This window comes from Desertivirga xinjiangensis, from assembly GCF_024436435.1.
In the GTDB taxonomy this organism is placed as follows: domain Bacteria; phylum Bacteroidota; class Bacteroidia; order Sphingobacteriales; family Sphingobacteriaceae; genus Desertivirga; species Desertivirga xinjiangensis.
The window spans coordinates 1,151,497-1,178,451 of record NZ_JAFMZP010000001.1 but is presented as its reverse complement, the minus strand read 5'-3'; the positions used below and the strand labels follow the sequence as shown (position 1 = coordinate 1,178,451).

General features: G+C 43.4%; 16 protein-coding genes and 1 pseudogene. 3 read left to right on the top strand and 14 right to left on the bottom strand.

What is annotated here, in order from left to right:
- Window positions 1-220: 220 nt before the first annotated feature.
- Together J3P37_RS04835 and J3P37_RS04830 are read right to left on the bottom strand one after the other, a co-directional pair.
- A pseudogene (locus J3P37_RS04835) lies at window positions 221-412 on the bottom strand (ArsR/SmtB family transcription factor); the annotation flags it as partial.
- Window positions 413-490: 78 nt separating this feature from the next.
- Complete coding sequence (locus J3P37_RS04830) at window positions 491-1,069, bottom strand: uracil-DNA glycosylase family protein (protein ID WP_256009879.1); 579 nt, start codon at window positions 1,067-1,069, stop codon at window positions 491-493.
- Window positions 1,070-1,148: 79 nt separating this feature from the next.
- Between J3P37_RS04830 and J3P37_RS04825 the strand changes: the two genes are divergently transcribed.
- Window positions 1,149-1,478, top strand: a complete 330-nt coding sequence (locus tag J3P37_RS04825; RefSeq protein WP_256009878.1) for a 2Fe-2S iron-sulfur cluster-binding protein — start codon at window positions 1,149-1,151, stop codon at window positions 1,476-1,478.
- Window positions 1,479-1,573: 95 nt separating this feature from the next.
- Entirely contained in the window at window positions 1,574-3,535 is a 1,962-nt protein-coding gene (locus J3P37_RS04820) for an ATP-binding protein (protein WP_256009877.1), read from the top strand.
- Between the two features lie 79 nt (window positions 3,536-3,614).
- Here J3P37_RS04820 and J3P37_RS04815 read toward each other — a convergent pair whose 3' ends face one another.
- From J3P37_RS04815 to J3P37_RS04805, 3 genes are all read right to left on the bottom strand, one after another.
- The gene (locus J3P37_RS04815) at window positions 3,615-6,749 is read right to left on the bottom strand and encodes a DUF6298 domain-containing protein (protein ID WP_256009876.1); all 3,135 of its coding nucleotides are present in this window, start codon (window positions 6,747-6,749) and stop codon (window positions 3,615-3,617) included.
- Between the two features lie 83 nt (window positions 6,750-6,832).
- Window positions 6,833-8,542, bottom strand: a complete 1,710-nt coding sequence (locus J3P37_RS04810; RefSeq protein ID WP_256009875.1) for a ribulokinase — start codon at window positions 8,540-8,542, stop codon at window positions 6,833-6,835.
- 26 nt (window positions 8,543-8,568) lie between these two features.
- On the bottom strand, window positions 8,569-10,203 hold the full coding sequence (locus J3P37_RS04805; RefSeq protein WP_256009874.1) for a fucose isomerase: 1,635 nt from the start codon (window positions 10,201-10,203) through the stop codon (window positions 8,569-8,571).
- Between the two features lie 276 nt (window positions 10,204-10,479).
- On the opposite strand from J3P37_RS04805, the gene J3P37_RS04800 reads away from it, so the two are divergent.
- The gene (locus J3P37_RS04800) at window positions 10,480-11,349 is read left to right on the top strand and encodes an AraC family transcriptional regulator (RefSeq protein WP_256009873.1); all 870 of its coding nucleotides are present in this window, start codon (window positions 10,480-10,482) and stop codon (window positions 11,347-11,349) included.
- A gap of 13 nt (window positions 11,350-11,362) precedes the next feature.
- Here J3P37_RS04800 and J3P37_RS04795 read toward each other — a convergent pair whose 3' ends face one another.
- The 9 genes from J3P37_RS04795 to J3P37_RS04755 form a co-directional block, all read right to left on the bottom strand.
- A complete protein-coding gene (locus J3P37_RS04795) occupies window positions 11,363-12,655 on the bottom strand; it encodes a DUF3748 domain-containing protein (RefSeq protein WP_256009872.1) in 1,293 nt (430 codons plus the stop codon).
- A 5-nt stretch (window positions 12,656-12,660) separates the two neighbouring features.
- A complete protein-coding gene (locus J3P37_RS04790) occupies window positions 12,661-14,661 on the bottom strand; it encodes an FG-GAP repeat domain-containing protein (protein ID WP_256009871.1) in 2,001 nt (666 codons plus the stop codon).
- A 32-nt stretch (window positions 14,662-14,693) separates the two neighbouring features.
- Window positions 14,694-16,130 (bottom strand): sialate O-acetylesterase, encoded by a 1,437-nt coding sequence (locus tag J3P37_RS04785; protein WP_256009870.1) that lies wholly within the window; start codon window positions 16,128-16,130, stop codon window positions 14,694-14,696.
- Between the two features lie 121 nt (window positions 16,131-16,251).
- Complete coding sequence (locus tag J3P37_RS04780) at window positions 16,252-18,252, bottom strand: FG-GAP repeat domain-containing protein (protein ID WP_256009869.1); 2,001 nt, start codon at window positions 18,250-18,252, stop codon at window positions 16,252-16,254.
- Between the two features lies 1 nt (window position 18,253).
- Window positions 18,254-20,011, bottom strand: a complete 1,758-nt coding sequence (locus J3P37_RS04775; protein ID WP_256009868.1) for a sialidase family protein — start codon at window positions 20,009-20,011, stop codon at window positions 18,254-18,256.
- A 40-nt stretch (window positions 20,012-20,051) separates the two neighbouring features.
- On the bottom strand, window positions 20,052-21,068 hold the full coding sequence (locus J3P37_RS04770) for a DUF5017 domain-containing protein (RefSeq protein ID WP_256009867.1): 1,017 nt from the start codon (window positions 21,066-21,068) through the stop codon (window positions 20,052-20,054).
- Between the two features lie 23 nt (window positions 21,069-21,091).
- The gene (locus tag J3P37_RS04765) at window positions 21,092-22,021 is read right to left on the bottom strand and encodes a DUF5017 domain-containing protein (RefSeq protein WP_256009866.1); all 930 of its coding nucleotides are present in this window, start codon (window positions 22,019-22,021) and stop codon (window positions 21,092-21,094) included.
- Between the two features lie 18 nt (window positions 22,022-22,039).
- Entirely contained in the window at window positions 22,040-23,659 is a 1,620-nt protein-coding gene (locus J3P37_RS04760; protein ID WP_256009865.1) for a RagB/SusD family nutrient uptake outer membrane protein, read from the bottom strand.
- A 27-nt stretch (window positions 23,660-23,686) separates the two neighbouring features.
- Window positions 23,687-26,842 (bottom strand): SusC/RagA family TonB-linked outer membrane protein, encoded by a 3,156-nt coding sequence (locus J3P37_RS04755; RefSeq protein ID WP_256009864.1) that lies wholly within the window; start codon window positions 26,840-26,842, stop codon window positions 23,687-23,689.
- Between the last annotated feature and the right edge of the window lie 113 nt (window positions 26,843-26,955).

Sequence of the window (26,955 nt, the reverse complement as noted above, 5' to 3'; positions counted from 1 at the left end):
CCACAGCAGTTGCGACTTCCTAACTCCTGAGATGGCGCACAGGCAAACAGGCCCGCTCAAAAAGAGATGGAAAAAACGTAATTATAAAATTAAAAAAATACTTGTATAGTTTAATTGCAATTAACAAATTGTCCCTGTATAGCTACTTTAGAAATAACAAATCAAGCTGTATAGCTCAATTACTATTAATCCCCTAACCTGTATAGCCTAATTAGGACGAGACAAGGGACAAATATTCAGAAACCGTGGATTGCGTAAGACCGGCCTTCTTTTGAATTTGCCCTACACATACACCGTTGCTGAAACCATACTCTTCCTGGTCCGGAAAGTTGTTTTCGGGATCTTTAAGCCAGAAAAGGATCTGTAATCTTGTTTTATTTGAAAGTGCTTTAAATATTTCAACCTGATCCATGCAACAAAGATATATCGGTTTTTCCCGATATTCCAATAAATCGAAATAGATGACATTCGGATTATAGCGAGGGTGGTATCAGGGCTTGGATAAGGAAGACTGTATAGTAGTTTGGAGAGCAGGGATCACTTCCTCCGCAAACCATGGATTTACCTTCAGCCAGTTTTGATTGCGGGGAGATGGGTGAGGCAATGGAAAGTATTGCGGAAGATAGTCTGCATAATGCTTTACGGTTTCGGTCAGGCCGTTCCTGTACTTTTCCCTGAGATAATAACGCTGGGCATATTGTCCGATCAGTAAGATTAAGGGTTTAGATTCAAAGTGTTCCAAGATCTGCGGGTGCCACAGAGGTGCGCACTCCCTCCTCGGAGCGAGATCTCCGGAGATTCCTTTGCCGGGATAACAAAAACCCATGGGCATGATTGAAAATAATTGCGGATCATAAAATTCGGTTTCGGTAATGCCCAGCCAGGATCTTAAGGTTTTTCCACTGGCATCATTCCATGGTATTCCGGTTTCATGAACTTTTCTGCCCGGAGCCTGACCGATGATGATTACCCTGGAAGATGCATTAAGCTGAACCACCGGTCTTGGTTCAAATGCTAAGAAATTCTGGCAAAGATTACACCGGATGATTTTCTCAAACAGATCAAGCATATATTTATAATCAACGTAGAATCGAGCAAATTATTCAGTGATTGGTAAATTATCTTTTGTATTATTTAAGTTTGGAGGAATGTCGTATCCCAGGAATCCAATTGTGTTCAGCATTCTTTATGCCGGTGAGGAGTATCATCTAAAAACCTTCTGGGGTGAATACCGCGACTTACGGGCTTTGATTAATGACCAGCTAAGCCTGGAGGATTTCGGACAATGCGGTGGTATAGGGAGATGCGCAACCTGTATGGTAGAAATTTCAGGCTCGGAAATTGAGGCGTTGCCAATGGAAAGGAATGAGTTTACCACCTTATCAAAACAACATACCGGCTCAGCGAAGGTTCGTCTATCTTGCCAGATCCCGATCAATGATGACCTGACGAATGCGGTTATTAAGATCGTTGAGTAATCCAGCTGGGTGTAGGATATCAGCGTTTTTTTCCTGCATTTCATTTCAACCTCCTTCATTAAAATATGCTTTTAATCTCCTATTTTTGAGGCTTGATGAAGAGCATTTTTGAGTCAGAACAATCATTAGTTGAGGTTCTTCCAATACCGGCTTGTGTAGCAAGCGGTGCCGGGTTTTTTATTACCGCTGCAAATGGGTCTATGCTTGGCCTGTGGGGCTGGAAAGATCTTAAGCCTGAGACATCATTAAAAGAAGTTTACCCCCATATAGCTCAGCATTTTGATGTGTTGGAAGATTCCCGAACATGTGCCCCATCTTCTCAAACGCATGAAACAAAGATATCCGTTTTGGTGGATGGAAAAGCTGTTGAAAAGCACCTGAGTTATTCCCTGAAACGTTTTCGATTAGCAAGCGGCGATCTCCGGTTACTGATCACTGCTGAAGATATTACAGAACAGGTTACAAGACGGTTTAAGCTTGAAGAAGCCGAAAGAAGACATGCATTTCTTTTAAGGTTAAGCGACACTCTGAGACCCCTGGCAGATGCCCCCTCTATTCAGACTGAAGCTTCAAGAATACTGGGTGAATATCTGCAGATCAGCCGCGTGGGTTATGGAGAAGTGGAGCAAAACGAACAGCGTTATTTTACTACTGAATACAGCTGGACAGACGGAACGGTACCTCCTTATCATGGCACTCATGACCTCGCGGGCTTTGGGCCGGATGTTCTTCAATCCCTCCGTTCGGGTACAGCACTAGTTATCGACGACATGCTTGAGGATCCGCGTACGGCTTCTCCAGCTATGCAGGCAGCCTTTCAAGCCCTCCAATTCAGGTCGGTCATCACGGCCTCCCTGATCAAACAAGGGCGCTTGGTGGCCGCGCTGTATGTACACCATCATGAAGCACGGCAATGGACTGAGGAAGAAAAACTGTTAGTGCAAGATGTTGCAGAACGTACCTGGGCTGCCGTACAGAGGGCCTCTGCAGAAAGAAACCTCCGCGAATCGGAAGAAAAATTCCGCACCTTGTTCAATAGCATTGACGAGGGCTTTTGCGTGATTGAAGTTTTATACAAGGATAATGTAGCTGTAGATCTCCGCTACCTGCTTGCTAATCCGGCTTTTGAATCGCATTCCGGCATGGCATCCGTTGAAGGAAAATCATTGATCGAACTTTTAGGAAGTGTTGATTCCTTCTGGCTGAAGGCTTATGACGAACTGGTTCAAACAGGCAAACCTGTGCGTATTGAACGGTATTCTGAACCTCTAAACCGCTGGATGTCGGTTTTTTCCACGCGCATCGGAGATCAAAGCACTCGCCAGGTAGCTGTAGTCTTTAACGACATTACAGAGCAAAAGCACAGTGAACAGCTGAAGAATGATTTTATCAGCATGGTCAGCCATGAACTTAAAACACCTCTTACTTCGCTGAATGCACACCTCCAGGTTTTAAACCGGAACTCCAAAAAACAAAATGATCTTTTCACTTCCAGTTCGATTGAAAAATCGCTGGTGCAGGTTGGAAGAATGCATCGCTTAATACAAGGCTTTCTTGATGTAGCCCGTTTTGAAGAAGGAAAGATCTACTTAAACAATTCTCTGTTCGATCTTAACGAACTGGTTCAAGAAACGCGGGAAGAACTGCTCCTGATTAATCGCAGTCATGAGATCATTCTCAATCTGACCCCAACACCTGTAACAATTTCCGGCGACCGGGATAAGCTGGGCCAGGTATTAATCAACCTGCTGAGCAATGCTGTTAAATATTCCAGAGAGGGCAGCAGGGTTGAAATCAGCTCCGAGGTTTCTGGAGGGCTGTCAGAGATAAAAATTAAAGATGAAGGGATCGGAATTAAGCCCGAATATATTGACAAAATTTTCAAGCGCTTTTATCGCATAGAAGAACAAAAGAACAAGCACATCTCAGGTTTCGGGATCGGACTTTACCTTTGCGCAGAGATTATAAAACTACATAAAGGGAGTATTAATGTCTGCAGCGAGGAGGGAAAGGGAAGTACCTTTATTTTTAGTTTGCCGGTAGATCGACATGCTTAAGAACATAACTAAAATTTTGGTAAGAAAAACCACCATAATAAATTATATATTAGTTATACAGGAGCTTGTCTTTTTTTACTTACTTACTCAACCAAAGTACTGCCGGACCTTTGAAAGGCGCCTGCAATTCTATATATTTTGATACCTGCTTCTTTGTACGGATTATTTCCCCTGTAGAAGCGTTAATCCAGTTTAACTGGTAAGTACCTTCATCTGTTGGCAGGGTAAGCTTTAACTCCATTTCTTTAGAAACAAGAATATATCCTTTACCTTTCTTACCCAGGACATAGTCACTGGAAACCTGCCCGTTTAAGGTAGTTATATCCATCTCCGCTGCTGCCTTCAGGAAGGATTTATCCTTTACCGGCACTGAAGTCAATGATCCTCCGCCCATAAAAGAAGCCCAGTTAGCATATTGTCCTCCCCCACGGGAATATACAATCGCCTTCTCAGGGTATTTTAAGTGAAATTCTTTTACAGCTCTATACACCTGATCCATTGAAGACTCACCCACATCAAAAATCCGGGCATACTGGCGTTCAGTTAAGCTTTGTCCTCCGGCGGGGGCATACAAACTTCCATCTTTCCGGTAATGCCATTGGATCACCTCCACAATGTCAACTATCCGGGAGCGAACAGGATCGGAAAGAATTGCATCCTGAACATCCTTAGTTCCCGGCAGCATCACCAGCACACGTTTCTTGTGCTCTCTTTCCCATTCGGAAATTACGTCCAGCCAAAACTGTACAAAGTGAACGGGGCCGGTATATTCCAGGCCGAGGTGATGAATTATATTTTTGTTGTCTTTGAAATTTTCAAGGCACTTGCGGATATAATTTCGATGCAAACGATTCCTCACCACGTTCGTAGTATCATAAAACTCCACTCCCATATAAATGCGTTTGTCGCCTGCATAGGCTGGGTTTTCTGCAAAGCCTGTGTTGTTGATATTGTTGGCTGTTCTCCAGGGATAATCTGCCCAATGTGCTCCCTCCTCAATAATATTATGCTGCAAATAATGCTCCTCAATAAATACCAGCCCGTTTTGATCGGCCAGATCGGCAAACTTCTTTAAACGAAGCCAATACCATGGATTCCATTTCGTCAGGTCGTATTTGCTTAAGCGGTCAAATGCTTCTCCCTGGCCACTACGGCTAAAAGGCTGCTCGTAAAATGGCGACCAAACATCGGCATCAGCACGGCGGCTCCTTGCATGATCGTCCCTTCTTCTCTCATACCATAATGCCGGAAAGCTTTGCAATGAAACAATATTGTTTTTCTGCATCATGCTTACAACCGAATCCAGATCATCAGTCAGTCCTTTTCCCGTACGGCCTGGAACAAAACGCAGCAAGTTCATATTTGCATCGGCTAAATCAGAGGGACGTGTAGTTCCTTTCCATAAGGAGGTTCTGCTTTTCCTACCCGTTAATACCTCTTTGTCCCGTAAGATCCAGCCATTTAAAATTTCGATTGATGGAACCGGACCTACAAACTGTTCTTTATCCGCTGCCTTGATTTGTGCAAGCTTTTTTGCACCCCTGAGGTCAGACGGGATCGGATGCCGGGCTATTAAAGTATCAATCCAGGTCTCCATAGTTTGGTCGGGAGATTTTGAACGCTCGCTATATTTTGCAGTTACATCAGGGCTCGGCGCAGAGGTGCCACTTGATTCGTACACCAGGATCTTCTCCTGTTCAACTGATTTCTTTCCGGTTCTTGCTTCCAGCTGTGCATAATAGAAACTTTCAGGCTTCAGAAAGCTATGTGGTCTTTCATGAAATCCATTCCCATATCCCTGCGCCCAGGATCCATAGGCCCAGTTTTGCGCTTGGGGAGGTTTTGATACATAAAGCTTTGCTGCACGTGATTGCCAGCTGAGAGAATTAGCTGTAGTCCAGCCCCCACCTTGTCCGTCAACATCACGGAAATCCAGAAAGATATTTCCCCCATCTACCGTTGTTTTATCAAATAGCACACCTGTAGACCAGCCGCCAATGGTGCCACTAAAACTGAATGGGAGGTATGAATAACATTGAACAAATGCATTCGGACCGGGAGCAGTAAATCCTACGGAGAAATCATGATAACCAAATTCTGCATAGCATCTTTGAAACAAAACCTGCTGCCCCAGGTTATGGAACGAAAAACGCCGGTGATTCCCAATCTCCCCTACCGGTGCCAATGATTTGCAGTCTTCAACAGTCACTGCACTAGCCGTTTCCCATATTGCAACTGCAGAACTAACAAAATGCTCCGCTGTTACCCTTCGAACCCAGGCATCCCTTACATTTTCAACGCTTATTGCCATCCAGCGGTGATTTTCGTCTTTCTCATTTGAATGGTCAAAAGTCGATACACACCTGAGATTTTCCACCCCAACATTGTTTATACGCCCCTTCCATTGATATTTTGACACTTTCCCGCCGCCATATAAAGGATCCAGGGAATTCGTTAATGGAATGTTCAACGTAATGGATCTGGGGCTTACAGCGACCACCTTTCTAAGCCAATTCTGGTCAAAGTCGCCCGGCGCCCAATGAGTCAGGTGATAGTTTACATAGGTTCCAATCTTATCGGCACCTATGTTTTGGATCCACTCTTTTGTAGACGGGCGGTTTATGACCACTTCATCACCCACTTTAAACTGATGGGATTCCCCAAATATTAGTTGGCTGCTATTGACAGGAAAATAAACACTCTGTAGCGGAACCGGCTTTTCTAATTTTTTATCGTTTTGCCCTACCACTTTGATCAGGGTTTCCCGGTCGACGCCCGTAGCAAGCAAAGTGGTACCGTCCTTGCCTGTGCCGCTACCACGCAGTACCACTCCGCTTTTCCTGATGTGCAGCGAGCCTGCTATCTCATAAGTTCCGCTTTCAATTAATACAGTACCACGGAATCCCTGCTTATTTATTGGTAATGATGAAACATAGTCAATTGCCGCCTGTATTTTGCTGGTTGCATCCCCCTGAGCAGCAGGAACGATTACTTTTACCGGTATGTTTGGAATACTTTCGTTTGAGTTTTTGTAACCGCAATAGGAGTAATCAGGTACACGATCGCCATTCTCTGATGCATTATATATGAGTTTCCCTTCCTCAGTGATATGAACAGGGGATCCCGACGACACTTTATTCTGAGAATAAGAGCATTTCGCTATGCATAGTGCCAGGAATAATAGTATTAAACCAGGACAGGGTGAGTATTTCATAAGTGGAGCTAAAAAACAAAAAACTGATTTAGAATGACAAATCAGTTTGAAATGAGTTTTTTTAAACCGCCTAATTGGTTGCTTCAGCCATTAACTTGCACCATTGCTTCGGCAAATGCACCTAATTTTTCATACTTGTTATACAACTGCTGATACACAACGACCTTCTCCTTATCAGGGTAATAAGTTTGATCGAAACCGGATGATATTGCTTGTATTGCAGTTTCTATGTCCGGATAAATTCCGGCAACCACCGAGGCAAACATCGCGGCTCCCAGGGCACAAACCTGGTCGCTGCTAGCTACCGCAATCGGTACGTTTAATACGCTGGCGAGCGTTTGCATCACATAGGGCGATTTCTTTGCTATCCCTCCGAGGGCAATTACCTGCCTGATAGGCACCTGCTCCTGTTCAAAGCGCTTAACAATTGCTTTGGAGCCAAAAGCCGTGGCTTCTACCATTGCTTTAAACAAAGAGGCTGCGGAGGAAGCCAGGGTAAGGGCAGAAAGGATACCTTTTACTTCCTGGTTGGCATCAGGAGTGCGGCGTCCATTGATCCAGTCTAATGCAACTTCGTCGTCCACACTGACGGGTAGTTGAGAGGCTTTGACAGACAATGCCGGTAAGATCCCTTCCATGATTCTTTCTATCTCCTCTTCAGAGATGACATCTGAAGCGATCTCTTTCAAAGGGAAGGATAAGATTTGCTGGAACCATCCATAGAAGTCCCCAAAAGCAGACTGGCCCGCTTCCATGCCTAACATTCCGGGTACGATAGATCCGTCTACCTGCCCGCAAATGCCTTGGATCAATTTATCCTCCAGTTTATCAACCAAACCATCCCCCAATTTATCCCCACTGTTATCTAGAGGAACAGTCAGCATATCGCATGTTGAGGTTCCGATCACTTTAACCAGGGTATAGGGTTCAATTGCGGCACCGACCGCACCGAAATGTGCATCCAGTGCTCCTACCCCAATTACCACATCCTCAGGAAGTCCGAGTTTCATGGCCCATTCGCTGGAAATGATTCCCGCTGCCTGATCTGAAGTAAAGGTCTCCTGGTATAATCTTTCGCGGATTCCTTCCAGTAAGGGATCGAGGGCAGTGAGAAACTCCTGCGACGGCAGGCCGCCGAATTCTTTATGCCACATGGCTTTATGCCCCGCAGCGCAGCGGCTTCTTCTTATTTGCAATGGATTGGTATTGCCTGTTAATAATGCAGGCATCCAGTCGCAATGTTCCAGCCAGGAGAATGCACGGGCCCGTACCTGTTCGTCTTCCCGCAAAATATGGAGCATCTTAGACCAGAACCATTCCGTAGAATACGTACCGCCGGAGTACTTTGTAAAATCAGTCTTCCATTTGTGGGAAAGCTCATTGATTTCTCTGGCTTCTTTTACTGCCGTATGGTCTTTCCATAACACAAACATTGCATTAGGATTCTCGGAAAACTCCGGAAGTAAAGCAAGCGGAACTCCCCTTTCATCAACAGCTACCGGCGTTGAACCGGTAGTGTCAATAGAAATAGCTTTTATGTTTTGTTTTATATTTTCACGCACATCGGCAGGAAAATTACCCAGCACTTCTGTAATCGTCCGTTCCATCCCTTCGATGTAATCGAGGGGATGCTGCCTGAATTGAGAAGATTGAGGGTCGCAATACTTACCCTCCTTCCACCTGGTGTAGTAATGCACTGCTGAACCCAGTTCTTTTCCGCTTAAAGCATCAACTAATAAGGCTCTTACAGAATCGGTACCATAGTCAAGGCCAATTACATATTTCTGTTCCATCTGTCTTATCTGTTCGGGAGCGGTTATTAAGCTGATTGCTTTCCTTCATAATCCACATCGCCGCAGAAATGAACCTGTATACCAAGCTCGGCTAATGCAGCCGCTTTAATGCGGCAGGCCTGATGAGCCGCAGCTTCGTTATCTGCATAAACCACATGAATATGATTTGCTTTATGACGGGCCATCATCTGATCCCTGCTTACTCCATCCAGCGTTGCATGCATGATCGGCCATTGCGGGTTGGTTGATTGCCAGCGTCTCTGGGTTTCTTCTTCCGGCAATGCCACAGACTTGCCAACACCTATATCACAATGCAGTTGATTATCCATGATAAAAATGCGGCTCCATACCAGGTTTCCCGGTTTGCTTATTCCTCTAAGCGTACCTCCTCCCTTGCGGAAGAACATAGCAGGCTGGCGGATACTGTCGGCTCCGGCGTAACCTCCTTCAAAATGAGCCGGAGGTACAGCTCCAGAGATAAGGAACACCCAAACGAAATCATCAATTCCGTCGCCTTTAAAATGCTGTCCCCAGCGCAGGTCATGGAGCGTATTTTCGGCAGGCATGCCCAATTCTTTCCATAATTTATAGGTTAGCAAGGCATCAATGCCTGCACATTCGTCTACTTCATTAAAATGCGGTAATGCTTCTCCCGGAAACAGCTCTCTGCCATCTTCTGAATACGCAGGTGGCCGGTCCTGGTTATTTAACAGGCCCTCTACCAGGTCGCTTGCCGGTGTCAGGTCTTTTAAGCCTTGCTGATACTGAATGCCTATGGTATCACAACCAAACTCGTCTGCCAGGCGCAGGGCTGCAATATACATCTTGCATTGTGTAAGGGTTTGACTGCGTGTAAGCTGAGTAGCCTCATCGGTTCCCCAATCAAACTTCATTCCTTTATCAAGAAGCCATTGAAGAACTTTTTCCGCCTCCTCATCCTTTACCTCCAGCATTTTGGCGTAAAGTGTCGATTGACTTAAACGCTCTTTGAATATCCCGGTGGCATGCAAAAGGTCGTCAGGAACTATCGCGTTGAACATCCCCATACACCCTTCATCAAAAACACCCATTATAGCTTTATTATCACGCAGTCTTTTGGCAAAATCTCTTCCTTTGCGTTCATCTTCCTCCGGAAGAGTGATTGACTGAAGCGATTTCACATGTGAGGTTTCATGATTGATCTCCCCGCTTCTTAACCATTCTCTCAATCCTTCCACAAAAAACTCATCTGTAAAATCTTCGCTCCACAGGGCACTGTATTTAACATTAGCTTTGGTTAATGAACCCGTTAAGTTTAGCATGCCTACCAGGCCTGGAAATTGTCCGCTCCAGTTAGCCACAATAAGGATCGGGGCTTTATGGGTGATCAATCCGGCCAGTACGTGATGACTATACTGCCATACACTTTCGGCCACTATTACCGGTGTATTTGGATCTATCTTTTTAAAGACTTCTATCCCCATACGCTGGGAGTCAATAAATCCATGTTTTTTTTTCTCGTCGTAGGCGTGTGCCCTCTTTACCGTCCATCCCTCCGCTTCCAGAGCCCTGGTTAACTGGCTCTCCATCTCTGCCTGGGCTTCCCAGCAACTTAAATTTGCTGATAAACGTAGATCCCCATTGCATACCAAAAAAACTTGTTTCTCTTTAGAACTGGTCATATTGTTATAGGTTTATATAAGAAATTAAAGCTTAGTCGCTGATAATATCGGAAATATCCAAATTACCCTTACACAAATATGTAAAGCGCAAGCCTTAAAACTCTACCTGTTTTTAGCCACTTTATGTTATATATTATCATACAATTTCGAAATCAGCTTTTTTTTACTTTAATTTACTACACACAATTATAAAGCGATCTTAAAACGACTATTTAGTTTCTGGCTGCTAACTGTTTTTAAAGAACAAGAGGATTTCGTTTAAAATTTGATTGAGGTATGAAACCACATTTTCATAAGGTACCTTTAAAGCTGGAGACATCCTTCAGCATAAGGCATGACGTATTAGCAAATTTTGGAACACTCTGGCATTATCACCCTGAACTTGAATTACACTTTGTAAAGAAAGGCGAAGGGGTCCGTTTTATTGGCGATAATATCAGCAATTTCTCCACCGGCGAAATGCTCCTGCTTGGTGAAAACTTACCACATACATGGAGATGTAAGGACCAATACTTTAAGCCGGACTCTGGCTTGAATGTAGAAGCAACAGTGATACACTTTTTACCACATTGTCTTGGTAACGATTTGTTGCAATTACCTGAAGCTTATCAAATACCTAAACTTTATGAAAAAGCTAAACGGGGGCTGGTGATCAAGGGCGAAACTAAAAGAAAGCTCATTGATTTGATGGAGAGCGCTTTAAGCGCCGTTAACCTCAACAGGCTTACTATTCTCCTATCCATCCTGAGTACATTGGCGGAGTCTGATGAATACGAAAGCATCACTTCTAAACATGCGTTTTACCAGTCGGACCGCGCCGATACAGACCGCTTTAATAAAATTTGTACGTATACGCTTACCAACTATAAGAGAGAGATCAGTCTTGAAGAAATTGCCTCATTAAGCAACTTGAGTGTAACGTCGTTTTGCCGGTATTTTAAGCTGATGTCTAAAAAAACGTATTACGACTTCCTGACTGAAATAAGGATCAGCCACGTTTGCCGGATGCTCATAGAAGACAACATGACCATTGAAGCTATTTGTATGGAGTGCGGATTTAATAATGCTTCTAACTTTTACCGGCATTTTAAAAAGATCATGGGAAGCACTCCTGTAGAATACAGGAAAAAATATCTTAATAAATAGTGCAGCTTCTGCACTATTTATAATTACTTTCCAGTAAGAATATCTGCAGGAAACCATTCACATACCGGTTGTAGGCCAGGGTTTTATCATCAGGCGACCAGTTAACACAACTAGCCGGTTTGTCTGAGTCAGTAAAAGTATCCGTTAGTTTATGAGATCTACCTCCGTCGATCTCCGTTACATATATTGCATTTTCGGCTACATAAGCCATCTTTTTTCCATCGTGACTAATATTGATTCCAGATTGAATATCAAGTCTGTGAAAACTTAATTGCCTTGCCTCGCCTCCGTTTGGCGATACGCCAAACACGTTGACGAATCCGGAATCATCTTTGGTAAGGAAGGTGATCAGTTCTCCATCTGGAGTAGAACGCAGCCAGTGTCGTGGTCCCAGAACCCCGTGTTTCAAAAAGGTAATCCGTCTTTGCTTTACACCCGCAGGAACAGCCGGCCGGGAGCTTGCGGTTCCCTGCAAAGCTTTCCCAGCTTTACCTTGCTTCAGGTCACCGGGCAAGTCTACTACGAAAAGCTCGGTTTTTGTATTTCCGTTTTCATCCCTCACATTCCCCTGAAAGGCAATTGCCTTCTGCTGCCAGCTGCCATCAGAACGACGATAGCCGTTTGTGCCTACCCAGCCTTCATCAAAAGCTTTATCGATCTCGTCTGTACCAGATTGGGGGTTTTCGGTAACCTCCGTAACGATAACCGAAAACATCCCGCCACTATTATTCTCGAGTGAAGGGTGCGGATCAACTTTTACAGCTCCCGGAAACATAACGCCTACTGTTCTTAAATCTAAAACACCAGGATTTGTCTTTGCCAATTGTTCAATTACATAATCATTATAAGTGAAGCTGATCCAATGCCCATCCCCGCTCCAGGCATGGGCATGCGTTCCGCCACGGAGCGCTCCCAGCTTAAAGGGTGCTGTGATATCGCGGGCATCCATAAAAATGGGAACCCCGGGGTGCTTAATGTCAATGGCTACGCCGGTACGACGGGTAAATCCATAAGGTCTGTTCTTATCGGCGTTCCGTATTCCATGAATAAAAATCACCCTTTCCGCATTTGGTGAAAAACTCACAGCACCTACACCCGGACCAAAATCAGTTTGATTTTTTGTACGATACAGCTCGAATATCTCCCTGGTTTGTACATTGACCATTTCGATACTTGGGGTGCTCCCTATTTTTGAGTCGTCATTGCGGGTATCATACACCAGCCAATGGCCATCAGGCGAAAAAACTTGTGCTGTATTTAAAAAATGGCCTTTATTGCCGGACGTTAATTGTATTTCCTTCGACATCGTCTTTACTTTTTTTTTGACGATGGATTATTGAGGTAATAGAAATGCCCGTCCTCGGCACCAACTAAAAGATCTGGTACACCATCTTTATTCCAGTCAACCACAGTGGGACTGGTATCATGTCCGGCGAGCACCATTTTTGCAAGGGGCTGCTGATTTTTTACCTGAACCAAACCATTAACGGTGCCGGTATTTTTCATCACCGTAGCATTTAAACTGTTCACCAATATATCGGGTTTGCCATCGTTATCCCAATCGGCAATCGAAAACTTGCGCCGTCCGCTTTGACCAAATTTACCATCGTTCAGGCGTAAGAAACCAGGGACACTGTCAGTTATTACATGTTTTTGATTAAAGCCAGAAACATTTTCCGCCTTAAAAATTCTTGCTCCGGGTTTAAGTAACAATTCTGCCCCCTTTTTAAAGCGTTCGAAATATGACAGATAGCCTGCTGTATCCAGCATGATCAAATCTGTAAGGCCGTCTTTGTTCCAATCCATAGCAAAGGGGGTAGTACGCCATTGTGTTACCAGAGCTTTAGGTTCAGGATCCCACCAGTTCCAGGATGGCTTAGGAATTCCGGCCTGGCCCCAATCAACATTTACCTGTGCTTCCTTGCCTAATTTAGGTGCATTTTTAGTGCCTATGTTTTTGTACCAGACTACTTTCCCCCAGATAGAATTTACAATGATGTCTTTCAGACCGTCGGCATCCCAATCTGCTACCGAAAGTGTAGTATAACCCCATTTTGCTTCAGCCGGACCTTGTATGGAAGCATTTTTCCCGGCCTGGATCCGGATCACCTTACCCTCGCTTTTTAATAATTTTGGTGCAGCCCATTTTGGCATCCCCTGGTTCATCCCGAGATTTTCTATAAAAGAGATATATCCGGCTGAGTTGCCGCAAATAATATCCTCATCGCCGTCAGTATCCCAGTCGACGCTGTAAGGTGTTGCCAGCGCTCCGAATTTAACATTGTCGGCTTCCTGCTGGAAGTAAACCGGAGACAGGAACTGAGGCATACCCTTGATCACTTTCCCGGTATTTTCAACCAAAGCCACCCTGCCGTCTTCATCGCCCACTACCAGGTCTACATGGCCGTCCTTGGTCCAGTCTATTGCCACGGGGATGATCATTTCAAGATCCATTGTAACCAAGCCGGCGGAATTCGCCAGGTGTTTTCCTTTCGCATATACTGGTTTTTCTCTTGTGCCAATGTTTTCAAACCAGTTAAACTTATCCAGGAACTCGCCGCAGATCAAATCCAGGTCTCCATCACCGTCGAAGTCTGCAAAGTTTGGTGTCGGCGCACCATAGACGTCCAGATCAGCACCTCCTGCTTTAATGCGTCCGGTATTCACATACTTCCCGTTTTTATTCTCTATGAGATAGACGTATCCATGCAACGGTCCGTTGGTCCAATTTCCATTTTTATCATAAGCGTTATCCCAACCGTAATCGATCCAGTCATCAACGCCCACTGCGATATCTTCATCACCATCGTTATCATAATCTACCAGTTTCCATTGGTTAAAGCGGTTCCTGCCTTTGATATCTTTCATTATAGAATCGGCAGGAAAAAGTGGTTTCTTCTGTTTGGCGAAAGTTTGCTTAAAGTTAAGCAGTTCTGCGCCGGGAACGGTAAAACGAGGTTTATCGGCAATAAAGGATATTTGGATATCTTTTATGGATTTGCCCAGCCATAAAGGTTTTGCGAATACAGGCTTAGTGCCTCCGGTCTTGTTTTCGAATAAATAGATGCCGTTAAAGGGTTTACCCTGACTGGATACCAGCAGGTCCAGATCTCCATCGTTATCATAATCCATCGGGAGCGGCCAGGCCCATAAACCTACGCCCAGATCTACTACCAAACCAGGATTGTTGTACTTAAGAATTTTAAAATCTGTGTCTTCGTTTTTTTGCGCTGTCGCAGTTAAGGAAACGATCATTGCCAGAAAAACACCTAAACCCCGGACCTTATCTTTATGCCTATGAATATTATACATCAGCTTCTTTGAAAAATTGAAATAGTATTGAATTAGTTTATTTCCCAGTTATCTGTCCTGAAGGAAGAGGCAGGCAGCCCGTCCTTGTTGAACAGATCACCAGCAACCCAGGCTTTAAAAGCATAGCGTGCGGCAACGGGATTAGACACTTTATCCGAACTGAGCACGATCCGGTCTTTCTCTACCGAAACTTTGGCAGGATAGAACACCTTATCATTTCCTGCCAGCTCAAAATTCATAGATCTTTTATTCTTCAATACCAGTCCATTGTCTGAATGGTCAAAAAGCAGCGTCAAAGCGTTGCCTTTTATTTCGCTTCTCTTATATACAGGCCCGGAGAATGGTATATTTTTAAACTTATAGGTCTTTGCCAATGCCTGATAAGACAAGCGCTTTGCGACAGCTTCTTTTTCGGGAGGATGAATAGTGCTTTGAATACCGATATCTGTAAGTACTGCCATTCCGGAGTTTGGAATTTCGTTTTCTGCTTTTAATTGTGCTTCGCGAAGAAAAGGAACTTTAGGCTGTAATTCCAATAAGGCAGGAGTTAACTCTTCTCTCTTAAATATATAAGGCGCTATCTGAGCATAATAGAAGGGAAAATCACCTATCCCCCAATCACTGCGCCATTGCTTTACCATCGCGGGAAATAGCTGCGCATACAATTGAGGCTCGTGACGATTTTGCTCCCCCTGGTACCAAATGGCACCTCGTATACCATAACCAGCAATGGGACTGATCATTCCGTTATACAAGCCGGTATGCATATTCTTGTTCTCATTGGCTGCATCCTGCTCTTGTGGTATTTGGTTGGGAAAAGCAGATAAAGCCTGTTTACTCATCCAGGCCTGCACCAGTGTTCCTCCCCAGTCTGCTTCTATTATCCCCACAGGTACTTTTAGCTTTTCCTGAAGCTCCTTAGCATAGAAGTAGGCTACGGCGCTAAAATTCCGCGTGTTGGCAGGATTTGCCTTTAGCCAGGCCCCTTTACAATCATAAAGCGGCTTTTTCCAGCTCACATTTGGAACGTTAAAGAACCTGATCTGCGAATTCTCTGATTCCTTTACTGCCTTCTCTGCTCCTGCCACGGGCTGGTCTTTGAAGCCTTTTAATGGCATTTCCATATTTGATTGTCCGGATGCCAGCCATACTTCACCGATCAGTACGTCTCCGAGGCTAAGCATCTCCCCATCATTCAGGGAAATACTATAGGGGCCGCCCGCGTTAGGCGTTTTGATCCTGATGGCCCATGAACCATCCTCTGCGGGCTTTACAGTATAGGATTTATTATTCCATGAGGTTGTTATGGCAACCGATCCCTTAGAATCAGACGTTCCCCATAACTTAACTTCGGCTTGCTGCTGTAAGACCATTCCCCCGGAAAAAACGGATGGAAGGGAAACTTTAGCAAACAAACTTCCTGATATTGCCATCAGGCTACATAAAAACGATAAGCCTCGTTTGTTCATTTTGTAATTTTAAATAGTTATGATCGGTTTACAACAAAAGTAAATTCATGCTTAAATGAATCTGTTATGATTTTTCGCTGCTTTGTATACTATATTAACATGTAAGGTTATTACTGATTATTTACCAGGAAAGGTCTTTTCGGCTATAATAAATAAATGCACCTGTTTCGATACCAACCACCAGATTTAATGCCCCTTTATCTCCAATCTTTGCAGTAGCTGGTGCGCAGGAATGCCCTCCCAATGAAATATTCTGTCCCTTAAATTTCAGTATTTTAGGATACTCATAAACCGGCCTTTGTTCTGTTCCCGAATTCCTCAGGAACAAGACCGTTGATCCTCTTTTAGGTTTCATGTTAACTGGCAGGCCGCTTATAGTATCAGGAATGGATTGTTTTCCGTAAGTGCCTACTAACAGATCTTTTACACCATCCTCATCCCAATCTACAATTTCGAACTTTCCACGGCCTACTGTCCCTCCCCCTAAACGATTTCCCCTGATAGGAATACTGTCTCCTATAGTAAGCTTCCCTTTATCCTCAAGATTATATTTGTCTATCTGCCAGTAGAGATGAAAGTGGTCATCCCTGTCCATAATGATATAAGCCATTTTATCAGCCATTTTCCCCACCCCTGGCTTAACACGCCAGGTTCCATACAGATCCATTCCATCCAGGTAAAGGGTATGCTCCGTATCCAGTTTAGGTTGGTTTTTTGTTCCTATGTTTAGAAAAACCATAAACTTCCCTCTGCTGTCTCCCATCAAAATATCCGGCAGACCGTCAGCGTTCCAGTCAGCAACCGTAGGACAGGTATATCCCCAACGGGCCTCCCCCGGACCTTGAATATCCTCGCGATACCCTGGCTGTATATGAATAATTTTATCACCTGCTTTAAGGTATTCGGGGTCCATGTAAGCAGGTTTCTCATTCGTTCCAATATTCTTAAAGAAAAAAATAAAGCCCATAGAATTTCCGGCGATGAGATCCAGCTTACCATCAGCATCCCAATCTGTTACATTAGGCACCACTAATGAGCCTCCATGCAAGCGGGTATGTTCTGAAAGAAGATGCTCAGGATCATTAAAAATAAGGTTACCCTTAGCATCCTTTTTCCTGGTGTTTTTATAATAATATATTCCACCTTCGCCCAGGGTGAACAGTCCCTGGTTTTCGCTGGAATCGTAAAAATAAGCTACTGAAGATCCAACGTTGGGATTTCTAAGAATAATTCCTTCCTTATCGACAAGATAGCGTCGTGGCGACAATCGTTCGTTATCCAATTTATAAGCAGATAGTGTTCCGAGCCGGCTCCCTGTTAAAACAAAGTCCTCCTGCGGTTCACTGTACAGCGAATATCCGTCGATACTAAACAGCGACTGATTAAGAGCTGTTAATTCAACTGCCTTTATCTCCTCCTGTTCCGGGTTATCCACTACAGCTCCATAGATCCCCGATTTCGCCAATTCATAAGGCCAGAAGCCCTCGGCAGTATACGTGATCTTTTTAGGAAACTGCTCCCCATTCGAAAACACTCCTTCTTCACGTACGGTAAAAAGGAACAGGTATTTAGAATTCTTTAGTTGTACAAGGCCAAAATTGGTAAATCCCCTGGGTAGCCCCTTGACATTAATTTTATGGAGTTCTGAGAAAGCCAAAGTCTTTTTATCGAAATCAGCCCATCTTAAGGTCGATCCAAACTTCCAGAAAGAGTATATTTTATTCTTATTATTTTGAAAGATCACCCCGCGGTTATCCCCGCCATCCTTAAAAGGAGCAGTAAGCTTAACAGGCTGAACAAAGACCGGCACGCCCTTTGGAGATAATTTCTTATAGGAATAAAGGTAAAAACCCCGGCCATGTCCGTCGGTTCCTTGTAAGAACAAGTCCTTTTTATCGCTGGTCACTGATGCTAAACCCATTATAAAACCATTGTAAAACGGCAGCGCCATGCGACCATAGCCATTGACGCTGGCATTCATGAGGGGGCCGCCGCTTTCCAGGTTATAAGATTGGGCTAAGGTATAACTGGAAGTTTGAGCCTTTAAGACGCCAGTGGCTACAATACACAGAGGTATTGTAAGAGCGCCAAAGGCTCTGGCTACTTTCAACAGGTTAAGCATTTTAAGATTTTCTTCCTCCTAATTGGATACTGTTATTGAATTTTAAATATGCAGGTTTATTCTGCATATTAATAATGTGACAGCGCAGGGTTATTCCTTTCTCCCCTTCTATCTTGTTTAATTCTTCGTATACCTGTAAGAACATCCGGGGTTCCGGATTACTGCTGCCTGGTCTGTTCTCTACCGGGATGTAATAGTCTGTAATGGGCAGGAATTTTTGACCATCGATGCTATATTCCCACTTTAATTTCACGTCAGTTCCGTTCGAGACAGGCGTATAATCTAAAGTCTCCAAAGAAAAAGCCTTCATCTTATTGCCTGCAAACTTTATATCAAAATACCTTTCTAACTTGAGTGTCTGTGTGAAGTTTTTGGCTATTTTTTCAGAATTTAGTATTTCAAACACTCCGGGAGAAGACTGTTTAAGTCCATTACCTATATTAACGCTAAACGTAAAATCGCCCAGGCTAAAAGCAGGATTTGCTAATTTTTCAACCGGTATGTCAATTAAGTCCGGATGTTTTGTATATGCCTTTAAGTCTTCGGGCTCTGCATCGATACTGGCATTTCTAAAATCTTCTATACGATTAAACGTGATCATATTGGCATCGTGGTACCGAAAGCCGTACCAGGAAGTCCGGCTGACAAAGACAATATCTTTGTTGTCAAATACCCAATCGGTATACTGAAAACCAAAGGTATCCCAGGTCCGCAAATGAGCACCCTCATTGTACCGCAGTATTTTTTTTCTTATCTCCCAGTTTTGCAAATCCTTAGAACTCATTAACACCATCAGGTTTCTTTGATGCCAGTTTCCATTATATGTTTCCTCTGTATTCCTGAAGGAAGATATTTTGTTGGTAATAGTCCAATACAGTTTCGAAACCGGGTCATACCGAATGGTAAACTTGGTTTCAGCTCCGGGAAAATGGATGAAATTACGAGGCTCATTCTTAAACTCCATTTTCATATTCTTCTCGTCTATATCGATAATAGCAGCTATCTCATTACGGGGTTTTCCGGCGGCGACTCCTTCTATGTCATACTTGACGCCTTTGCCTGCCCATGTTTCCAACCGCATAAAATCTATTAATTTCCCTTCGGGTGTGACCACTATATTTCCCTCTAACCAGTTCGGGCGTTTAGCATTAATCCATTTTTCATCAAAGCGTATGCTGTTTGTTCGCTTCCAGCTCGACGCGGAAAGCAGGTCCGCATCCTCAGCGGCACAAATTGCCATAGCATGAAAATCTCTTCTGTTTTCGGAATTAAAAGCCTCTTCGTAAGCTCTCCATATCTTCCCTTTATGCTTTACAACCGGAACAGGCCCTGTGTGGAACATTCCTTTCGCCAGGATACCGGTATGCTCATCAACGGGGACAGACCAGGTTTTACCCTTATCCTCTGATCTGTAAATCACAATATTTCCCCAGCCTTTTGTTGTTCCCATCAGGTACACCAGACCTTTGTGCTCGAATATGGTTGCCCAGATCAGAGGAGCGACGCGGGAGAGCAGCTTCCATGTTTTTCCCTGGTTTTTAGATACATGAACGCTGGTACCCCTGTCATAATCATGAGAAACCAAATAATCGCCATTGGACAATATAACGATGGAGGGAGAGGCTACTTTCTTTTGAATCGGGTTATCCTTAGACTCAAAAACTACGGTTCCCGGAAAGGGATTGACTAACTGGCAAAAGACCGTTTGACTATAAACCAGGAGAAATAAGGTAACTAAAATACGTCTATATTTAGTCATGATAAGCAGGATTATCTAAAAGGATTATCTAAAAAAATTTCTATGGTTCAATAGTAATATTCAGTTTTTTAATAATTTCCGGCTGCTCATTGGCGTGTGTATTGGCAGCTATAAAAACTACTTCATAGGTTCCGGGGGTGTTGTAAACGTACTTATGTTCCGATTCACTCTTATTCTGTTTTGTAATAAGAATTGATGGCATATCTTTTCCTACATTATACTGAGGCAACTCAATTGGACCACTAACCGCATAACCTTCTTTATATGGGCCCGTCAGATTATTGAAAACGCCGTTCCAGGTAAGTAAAGTGCTTGTAACGGTAGGTCTGTTATTTGAAGCCTGGGCAGCAGAGGCAGCATTCTCATACCATTGGAAGCCAAACTGCCCTTGTGAAAAAAGCTGTTTGGATAAGGTATTATCTTCGACTACCTCTCCGCTGAGTGTAAAGTTACGAACCCTGAACTGCACCCGGTTCGATGCCGCCTGCGTCTTACAAAGCCAGGCAAAATAAACCGGTCTTCCATCGGCAAAAACATCCGAAATATCTACGTTTCCTGAAGCTGCATAAGTGGTAGACGTGGCTTGCAAGATAGTTTGCAAGGCAAAACGATTTGTAATGGGCTTCCAGTTGGTATTCTTTATATTCTCATAGGTATAAGTGCCATTAAAATCTGTTGAATAGAATAGTTCGGCGCAGTTGATATTAGCGATCGTGTTATTATCAGGAGTTTTATTAGATTCAAAACTAAGTTTCGCTCTAACATCATAGAAACGTTCAGTATTGTGATAGGCATAGTCGTTTCCAACGGTTCCTGAGTAAAAACTAATCATGTTAGCATTACCATTCAGGACGAATTTAACAGTATCTCCTACTTTGAACGTTTTATTTTCCTTCAGCTGTACGTCGAACGCCATGGGAACCGTAGCTGTTGGATCTTCCACATCGATCTTAGGGGGATCAACTAGTTCTTCCGGATCTTTATTACATGAGCTAAGCATGAAAACTGCACAGAGTACCGGTATATATCTTTTTACAAGAGTTATAAGATTTCTCATAAAATCAATTTTAGTATGTGCTATCATTGAATGGTTAGTTTTATTTTTCTGACAGTTTCTTTCTTCCCTTTGAAATTGACGTTGTATCCCACAAAAGCAACTTCATATTCACCTGGCTTATCGAAAGTGTAGAAATACTCTGTCATATTTTCATTGCGGATACTCTTGATAACCTGAGGCTTGTCAAGACCCAAATTCATCTGATCAGAGATATTGACAGGTCCGCTAACTGCGTATCCTTCTTTCAAAGGCCCTGTTGTATTGTTAAATACTCCATCCCAGTAAATCAAGGAATTTGTAACACTTGGCACATTGGAAACCTGTGTAGCGGCAGCCTCGTTTAAAACCCACTTGAAACCGAGTTGGGCCTGTGAATACAAGACGCCCGAAAGCTCACTATTACCCTGCACTTCACCATTGACGTTAAAATTTTGAACCTGGAATCTTGTGCGAGAGGATTCTGCATTTGTTTTGCAATACCATGCAAAATAGATTGGTTTTCCTTTTTCCGCTAAGTCAGTGATACTTGCAGTACCTCCATCTGAAAAAACAGCAGCGGTTCCGTTGATGGCTGGAATGTTGAACCGGTCCGAGATATTGATCCAGTTTACGGATTTCACATTCTCATAAGTATAGTTCCCATCAAAATCTGTGGTATACAATAATTCGGCGGAATCTTCATTATCGCCTGCAAATTTTGCTGCTCTGAAGCTCAAACTAGGGATTATATCATAAACACGTTCCTGCTCATGATAAAGGTAATCGTTTTCAAAGCTCCCGGAATAAAAGTTGATCATATCCGGACTTCCTTCTATATTAAATTTAACTCTTTCACCTACGGCATAAGCTTGCTTTTCTGTGCTGACATTGAAAACTGGTTCTCCAACTTCGTAAGGATCCGTACAGGCCCCTATTGAAAGTAAAATGCTTATAGATATTAAATACTTTTTCATTGCTTTTCCATTACCTTTTTACCAGCCTTGATTTTGAACTAATTTTTTATTTACACCCATTTCGTATGACGGAATTGGCCACCATTGATCTTTAGGTTCTACACTTCTGAAATATCTTCTGGCCCTCACATAGTAGGAAGAAGTAAATGTTTGAGGCGTTTCGGCCTCCCTGACGATCATATTGTCGTAAAACACATTCCAGCGGATTACATCACTTTTGCGGAACATCTCAAAACACAACTCGCGTGGCCGCTCCTGCCTCACTTCGCGCTGAAAAGCAGTATAAGTTCTGTCTTTAAAATCTGTAGCCGGATTTGCTGTGGTTGGATTTAAGCCCAGTCCTCTCCTTTTAACCATATTGAGATACTCCAGGGCGATATTATCAGCACCTTTAAAATATTCACTATAGGCTTCTGCATACATAAGCAATACATCAGAGTATCTCAGGATCGGGAAATTTTGCGGGGTTTGAGCTTGTAATTTAGGCAATAAGGTTTCGTGCTCTCTTCTGAACTTTCCGCAAAATCTCTGGTATTTAGAGTCGTTGGCTCCCCACTGCGTAATCTTAGCAACATCGCCATTATTGGGATCTGCCACATAATAGAACGATGCGACGTTCCATTCTCTCCTGAGATCGTTGTCGGCATAGAGACCGTGCAGATAGTCTGTACATCTTAAAATTCCGATAGATAAGCCTACAACGTTATCAATTACGGGGTTCTTAATCCCATTGTTTCTTCCTACCATGCCCGCTGTAGGATACACCCCTGCACCGTCACTTTGAAACTCCACTTCGAAGATACTTTCTTTGATATCATATCTATCTTGCGCGTAATTGATAAAGACTTGCTGATATGAAGGGTTTAGCTGGTGAAAATTTTCATTGATCACTCTACCAGCGTATATCATGGCATCTTTATAGCGTTCCTGCTCATTATAGGGATATCCTGCTAAATACAGGTTCACCCGCGCCAGCACTCCCCACACAGCAGATCTAGAGATACGACCGCCTGTACCTACTTCACTGGCTGGTCTTACCCAGGCGGCAGCTTTTTCCATATCACTGAGGATCTGGGTATATACTTCTCTCCCGGTAGCTCTTTCATGCTGCAGTTCGTCTATCGTTGCATTTTTAATTGGCTTTAACACCAGGGGAACACCCTGAAAGCGCGTCACCAGCATAAAATAATAATAGGCTCTTAAGAACAATGCCTGTCCCCTGATGTCGTTCCGTTTGCTGTCTTCAATAACGATCGCGGCATTGTCTATGTTTGCCAGCAGATTATTAGCCCTGTCTATACCTGTGTAACATGAGCGCCAGTAGTTTTGGATCTTTGAGTCCGTAGATTCTGTATTGTAATCTCCTACTGTATTTTCATCGCTGCTGTAATCCTCATAGGCTTCATCTGCTTCAAGTCCCATTCTTCCCAGCATATTATTACCATACAGATTTCCGTCTGCCAATGCTGAATAAACCCCATTTAACGCAAAATTCAGTTCGGCTTCGGTACTATAATACTTATCCTTTTCCATCTCATATTTAGAGGTTTCGATATCCAGAATATCGCTGCATGAGGTCATTAAAAATAAACCTCCTATGATGATGGTTATGGCTATTTTTTTGAATTTATCTTTCATCTCTGTCGACTGTCTAATTCATTTCAATTAAAAAACTACTTTGGCTCCGAAAGAAACCGTGAAATTCTGTGCATAAGCAGAATAATCAAAACCTGGTGTCAGGATAGAGTTCCTTGTTGATACTTCAGGGTCCAGGCCAGAGTATTTCGTCCAGGTATAAAGGTTCTGGGCAGCTACACTTAAGTCTATACCTGATACATTCGGTAACCACTTCTTAGGCAGACGATAGGCTAGTTGAACCGTCTTTAATCTGAGAAATGACCCGTCTTCCAATTGTTTAGTTGAAAAATACCCGACAGGGCCATATCCCCTTGTTCTGAATTGCTCGTTAGAAGGATTGTCTACGGTCCATCTGTCTGCATAAGACGCAAATTGATTTAATGCTCTTCTTCCTGTGCTGTTTCCTTCAAACATCAGATCATTCGCATTCATAATGTCGTTTCCATAATTCCACTGGAAGAACACATTCAGACTGACATTCTTAAACTGAAAATTGTTATTGAAGCCTCCGTAATGTATTGGGAGAGTTCGTCCCATGATCACTTTATCTTTATCATCAATGATCAGGTCCCCATTGACATCCTTGTATTTTATATCTCCTGGTTGTGAAAGGTTCCGGTCTTCGTACAAGGACACCACATCCTCTTTAAGCACCCTATTCCCGTTAGACAACTCATCAAAATCTGATAACTGGTACACTCCATCCCATAAAAACCCGTAGAAAGAAGACACGGGCCGTCCAACCTGTGTGATATACAGGTTAGCAGCATTCCAGCTCGCTGTAAAGGACGGGTTCGAAAACATGGTCTTTTCGTCGTCAGTCAAACCCAACACTTTGTTTTGGTTAAACGAAATATTGAAGCTGGAATTCCATCTGAAATTCTTTTTATTGATATTCATCGAATGGAGTTCTACTTCGAAGCCCCTGTTCCTGATAGAGCCGATATTCCTGTAAATTTTCTGATAACCACTGATATAGGGTGCATTGGAATACAACAATAGATCTTTGGTATCTTTGTTATAGTAGTCGAGGACCAGATTCAACCTGCTTTTGAATAAAGACAGCTCATAGCCAATATCCAGTTGGTAAGTAGTTTCCCATTTCAGATCCTTGTTCCCAAAATTCGCCATGGTCAGTGCAAAATCAGAAGTAGCACTTCCTGTACCGATACCGTAAAAATCTCCCATTTCCAGGATATGGGCAGTGGCAAAATCGTCTATACGATTGTTGCCGGTGGCTCCCCAACTCGCTCTGATCTTCGAATCGCTGATAAACGAAAGGTTTTTAAGAAACTTCTCCTGGCCTATTCTCCATGCTGCTGCAAATGAAGGAAAATATCCCCATCTGTGATGCTGGGCAAATTTTGAGGAACCGTCTACTCTGAAATTTGCAGTCAGCATATATTTTCCACGGTAATTGTAGTTTACCCGGCTCAAGTAAGATACCAGGGTGTTGGCGGATCCGGAAGACACAGGATCTTTGGAATAGCCTGAGCCCAAGGCCCGCATTCCCAACTGTTCATTAGGAATTTTAATAGCCGTGAAGGCATACCTGTCCTGGTTTTGACCCTGTACAGTTACCCCGGCTAAGGCATCCAGACGATGATTAGAGTTAAACTTTTTATCAAAGGTGATCGTATTCTCGTTCACCCAATCGATCAACGAGATCTCAGAAAACCCGCCGTGTACGCCATTGGGGTTATTGGCAGAAGGAAACCCTCTGTATGTTTTTGAGTTATTGAAATACTCATCTCTTGTTGTCCTTGAATTATAGCCCCCCCTGATATTTAACTTCATGTTCCATGGCAGTGTATAATCTATTCCGAGATTACTCGTAAAAAATGTCCTGTTCTGCTGCCTGAATTCATTTTGCGTGGAGATGATGGGATTCATGATAAGTAAGGTTTCGCTTCCTTCTTCATCATCATCAAACAACAGATCCGTCAAATCTCCATTGGTAGACAGCGGCCTGTATCCCCAGGTTCTGTACATAATATAGGTAGCATAAGAATTATTTCCAGATGCCTGCTGGTTGGTTAGCTGACCGAAGTTCTTATCTCTTGAGTAATTCAGGTTCAGATTAACTTTCAATTTTTTATTGATCTCCTGGTCTACTCTTGCCCTTCCCTGGTATCGTTGGAAGCCGGAGTTAATAATGACCCCATCCTGATTAACCAGGTTGCCTGAGAAAGCATACCTGGTTCCTTTGCTTCCTCCTCTTAAGGAAAGATTATGATTGTGCATGACAGCGGTCCTGAAGAGCATATCCTGCCAGTCGATTCCTTGTACACTATTGTAGTCTTCCAGGCTGCGACCGGGCCGGTCAAGATACATCTTGGTTGCATCATCGGGATCCAGTTCCAACTGATATTTAACAAACTCGTAAGGACTCATCATATCCATAAATTTGTTCGCTTTCTGCACACTCAGATCCATGTTGTAGGTTACAACAGGCAAACCTTCTTTTCCTTTTTTGGTCTCTATGATAATCACTCCGTTGGCAGCCCGGCTACCATAGATCGATGTCGCAGAGGCATCCTTCAATACTCTGAACTCCTGGATCTCTTCGGGATTGATTGATGAAAGACTAAAACCTTCTATCGGAAAACCATCCACCACGTACAAAGGCGAATTGTCCTGGGTAATGGAGTTCCCTCCCCTGACCACGATATCCGACTCTTCTCCTGGTTGTCCTGATAAAGAATTCACTTGCAAACCAGCAACCCTGCCGGAGAGAGCCTGGGCGATGTTAGGTACAGGTGCCTTGCTGATGTCTTCTACTTTTATTTCTGAAAGCGCACCTGTAAAATCCTTTTTATTTACTGTACCGTAGCCTATTACCACCACTTCCTCCAAAGACCTGGCATCCGTGCGAAGTTTAACCGTTTTTGAAATGTTCTTTACAGCAATATAAACAGTGGTATAGCCTATGTAAGCAAATTCCAATGTTTCTTTCTCCGAAGCGCGTATGCTGAACTTTCCGTTCACATCTGTCACGACAGAGCGCTTGTTATCTTCCCTTACTCTAACGCTGACCCCGATAAGAGGTTCGCTGTTCTCTGCATCAAGTACTTCCCCGTTGATGGCCTTTCTGGCAGGCTGTTGTGCAAAAACATTTGCAATGTTTAGCAACAACAACAAACAAAGTGAAATGCGAATTGGTATTTTTTCCCTAACCTGCATATTGAATTGTGATATAACTGATAATTTTTTGTTTATAAAAGACAGTAAAAGCCCCTCACAAGCGGTTTATGGCTGTGCTAACTGGAATTTCCATTTGGTTTTGTTACTGTCCG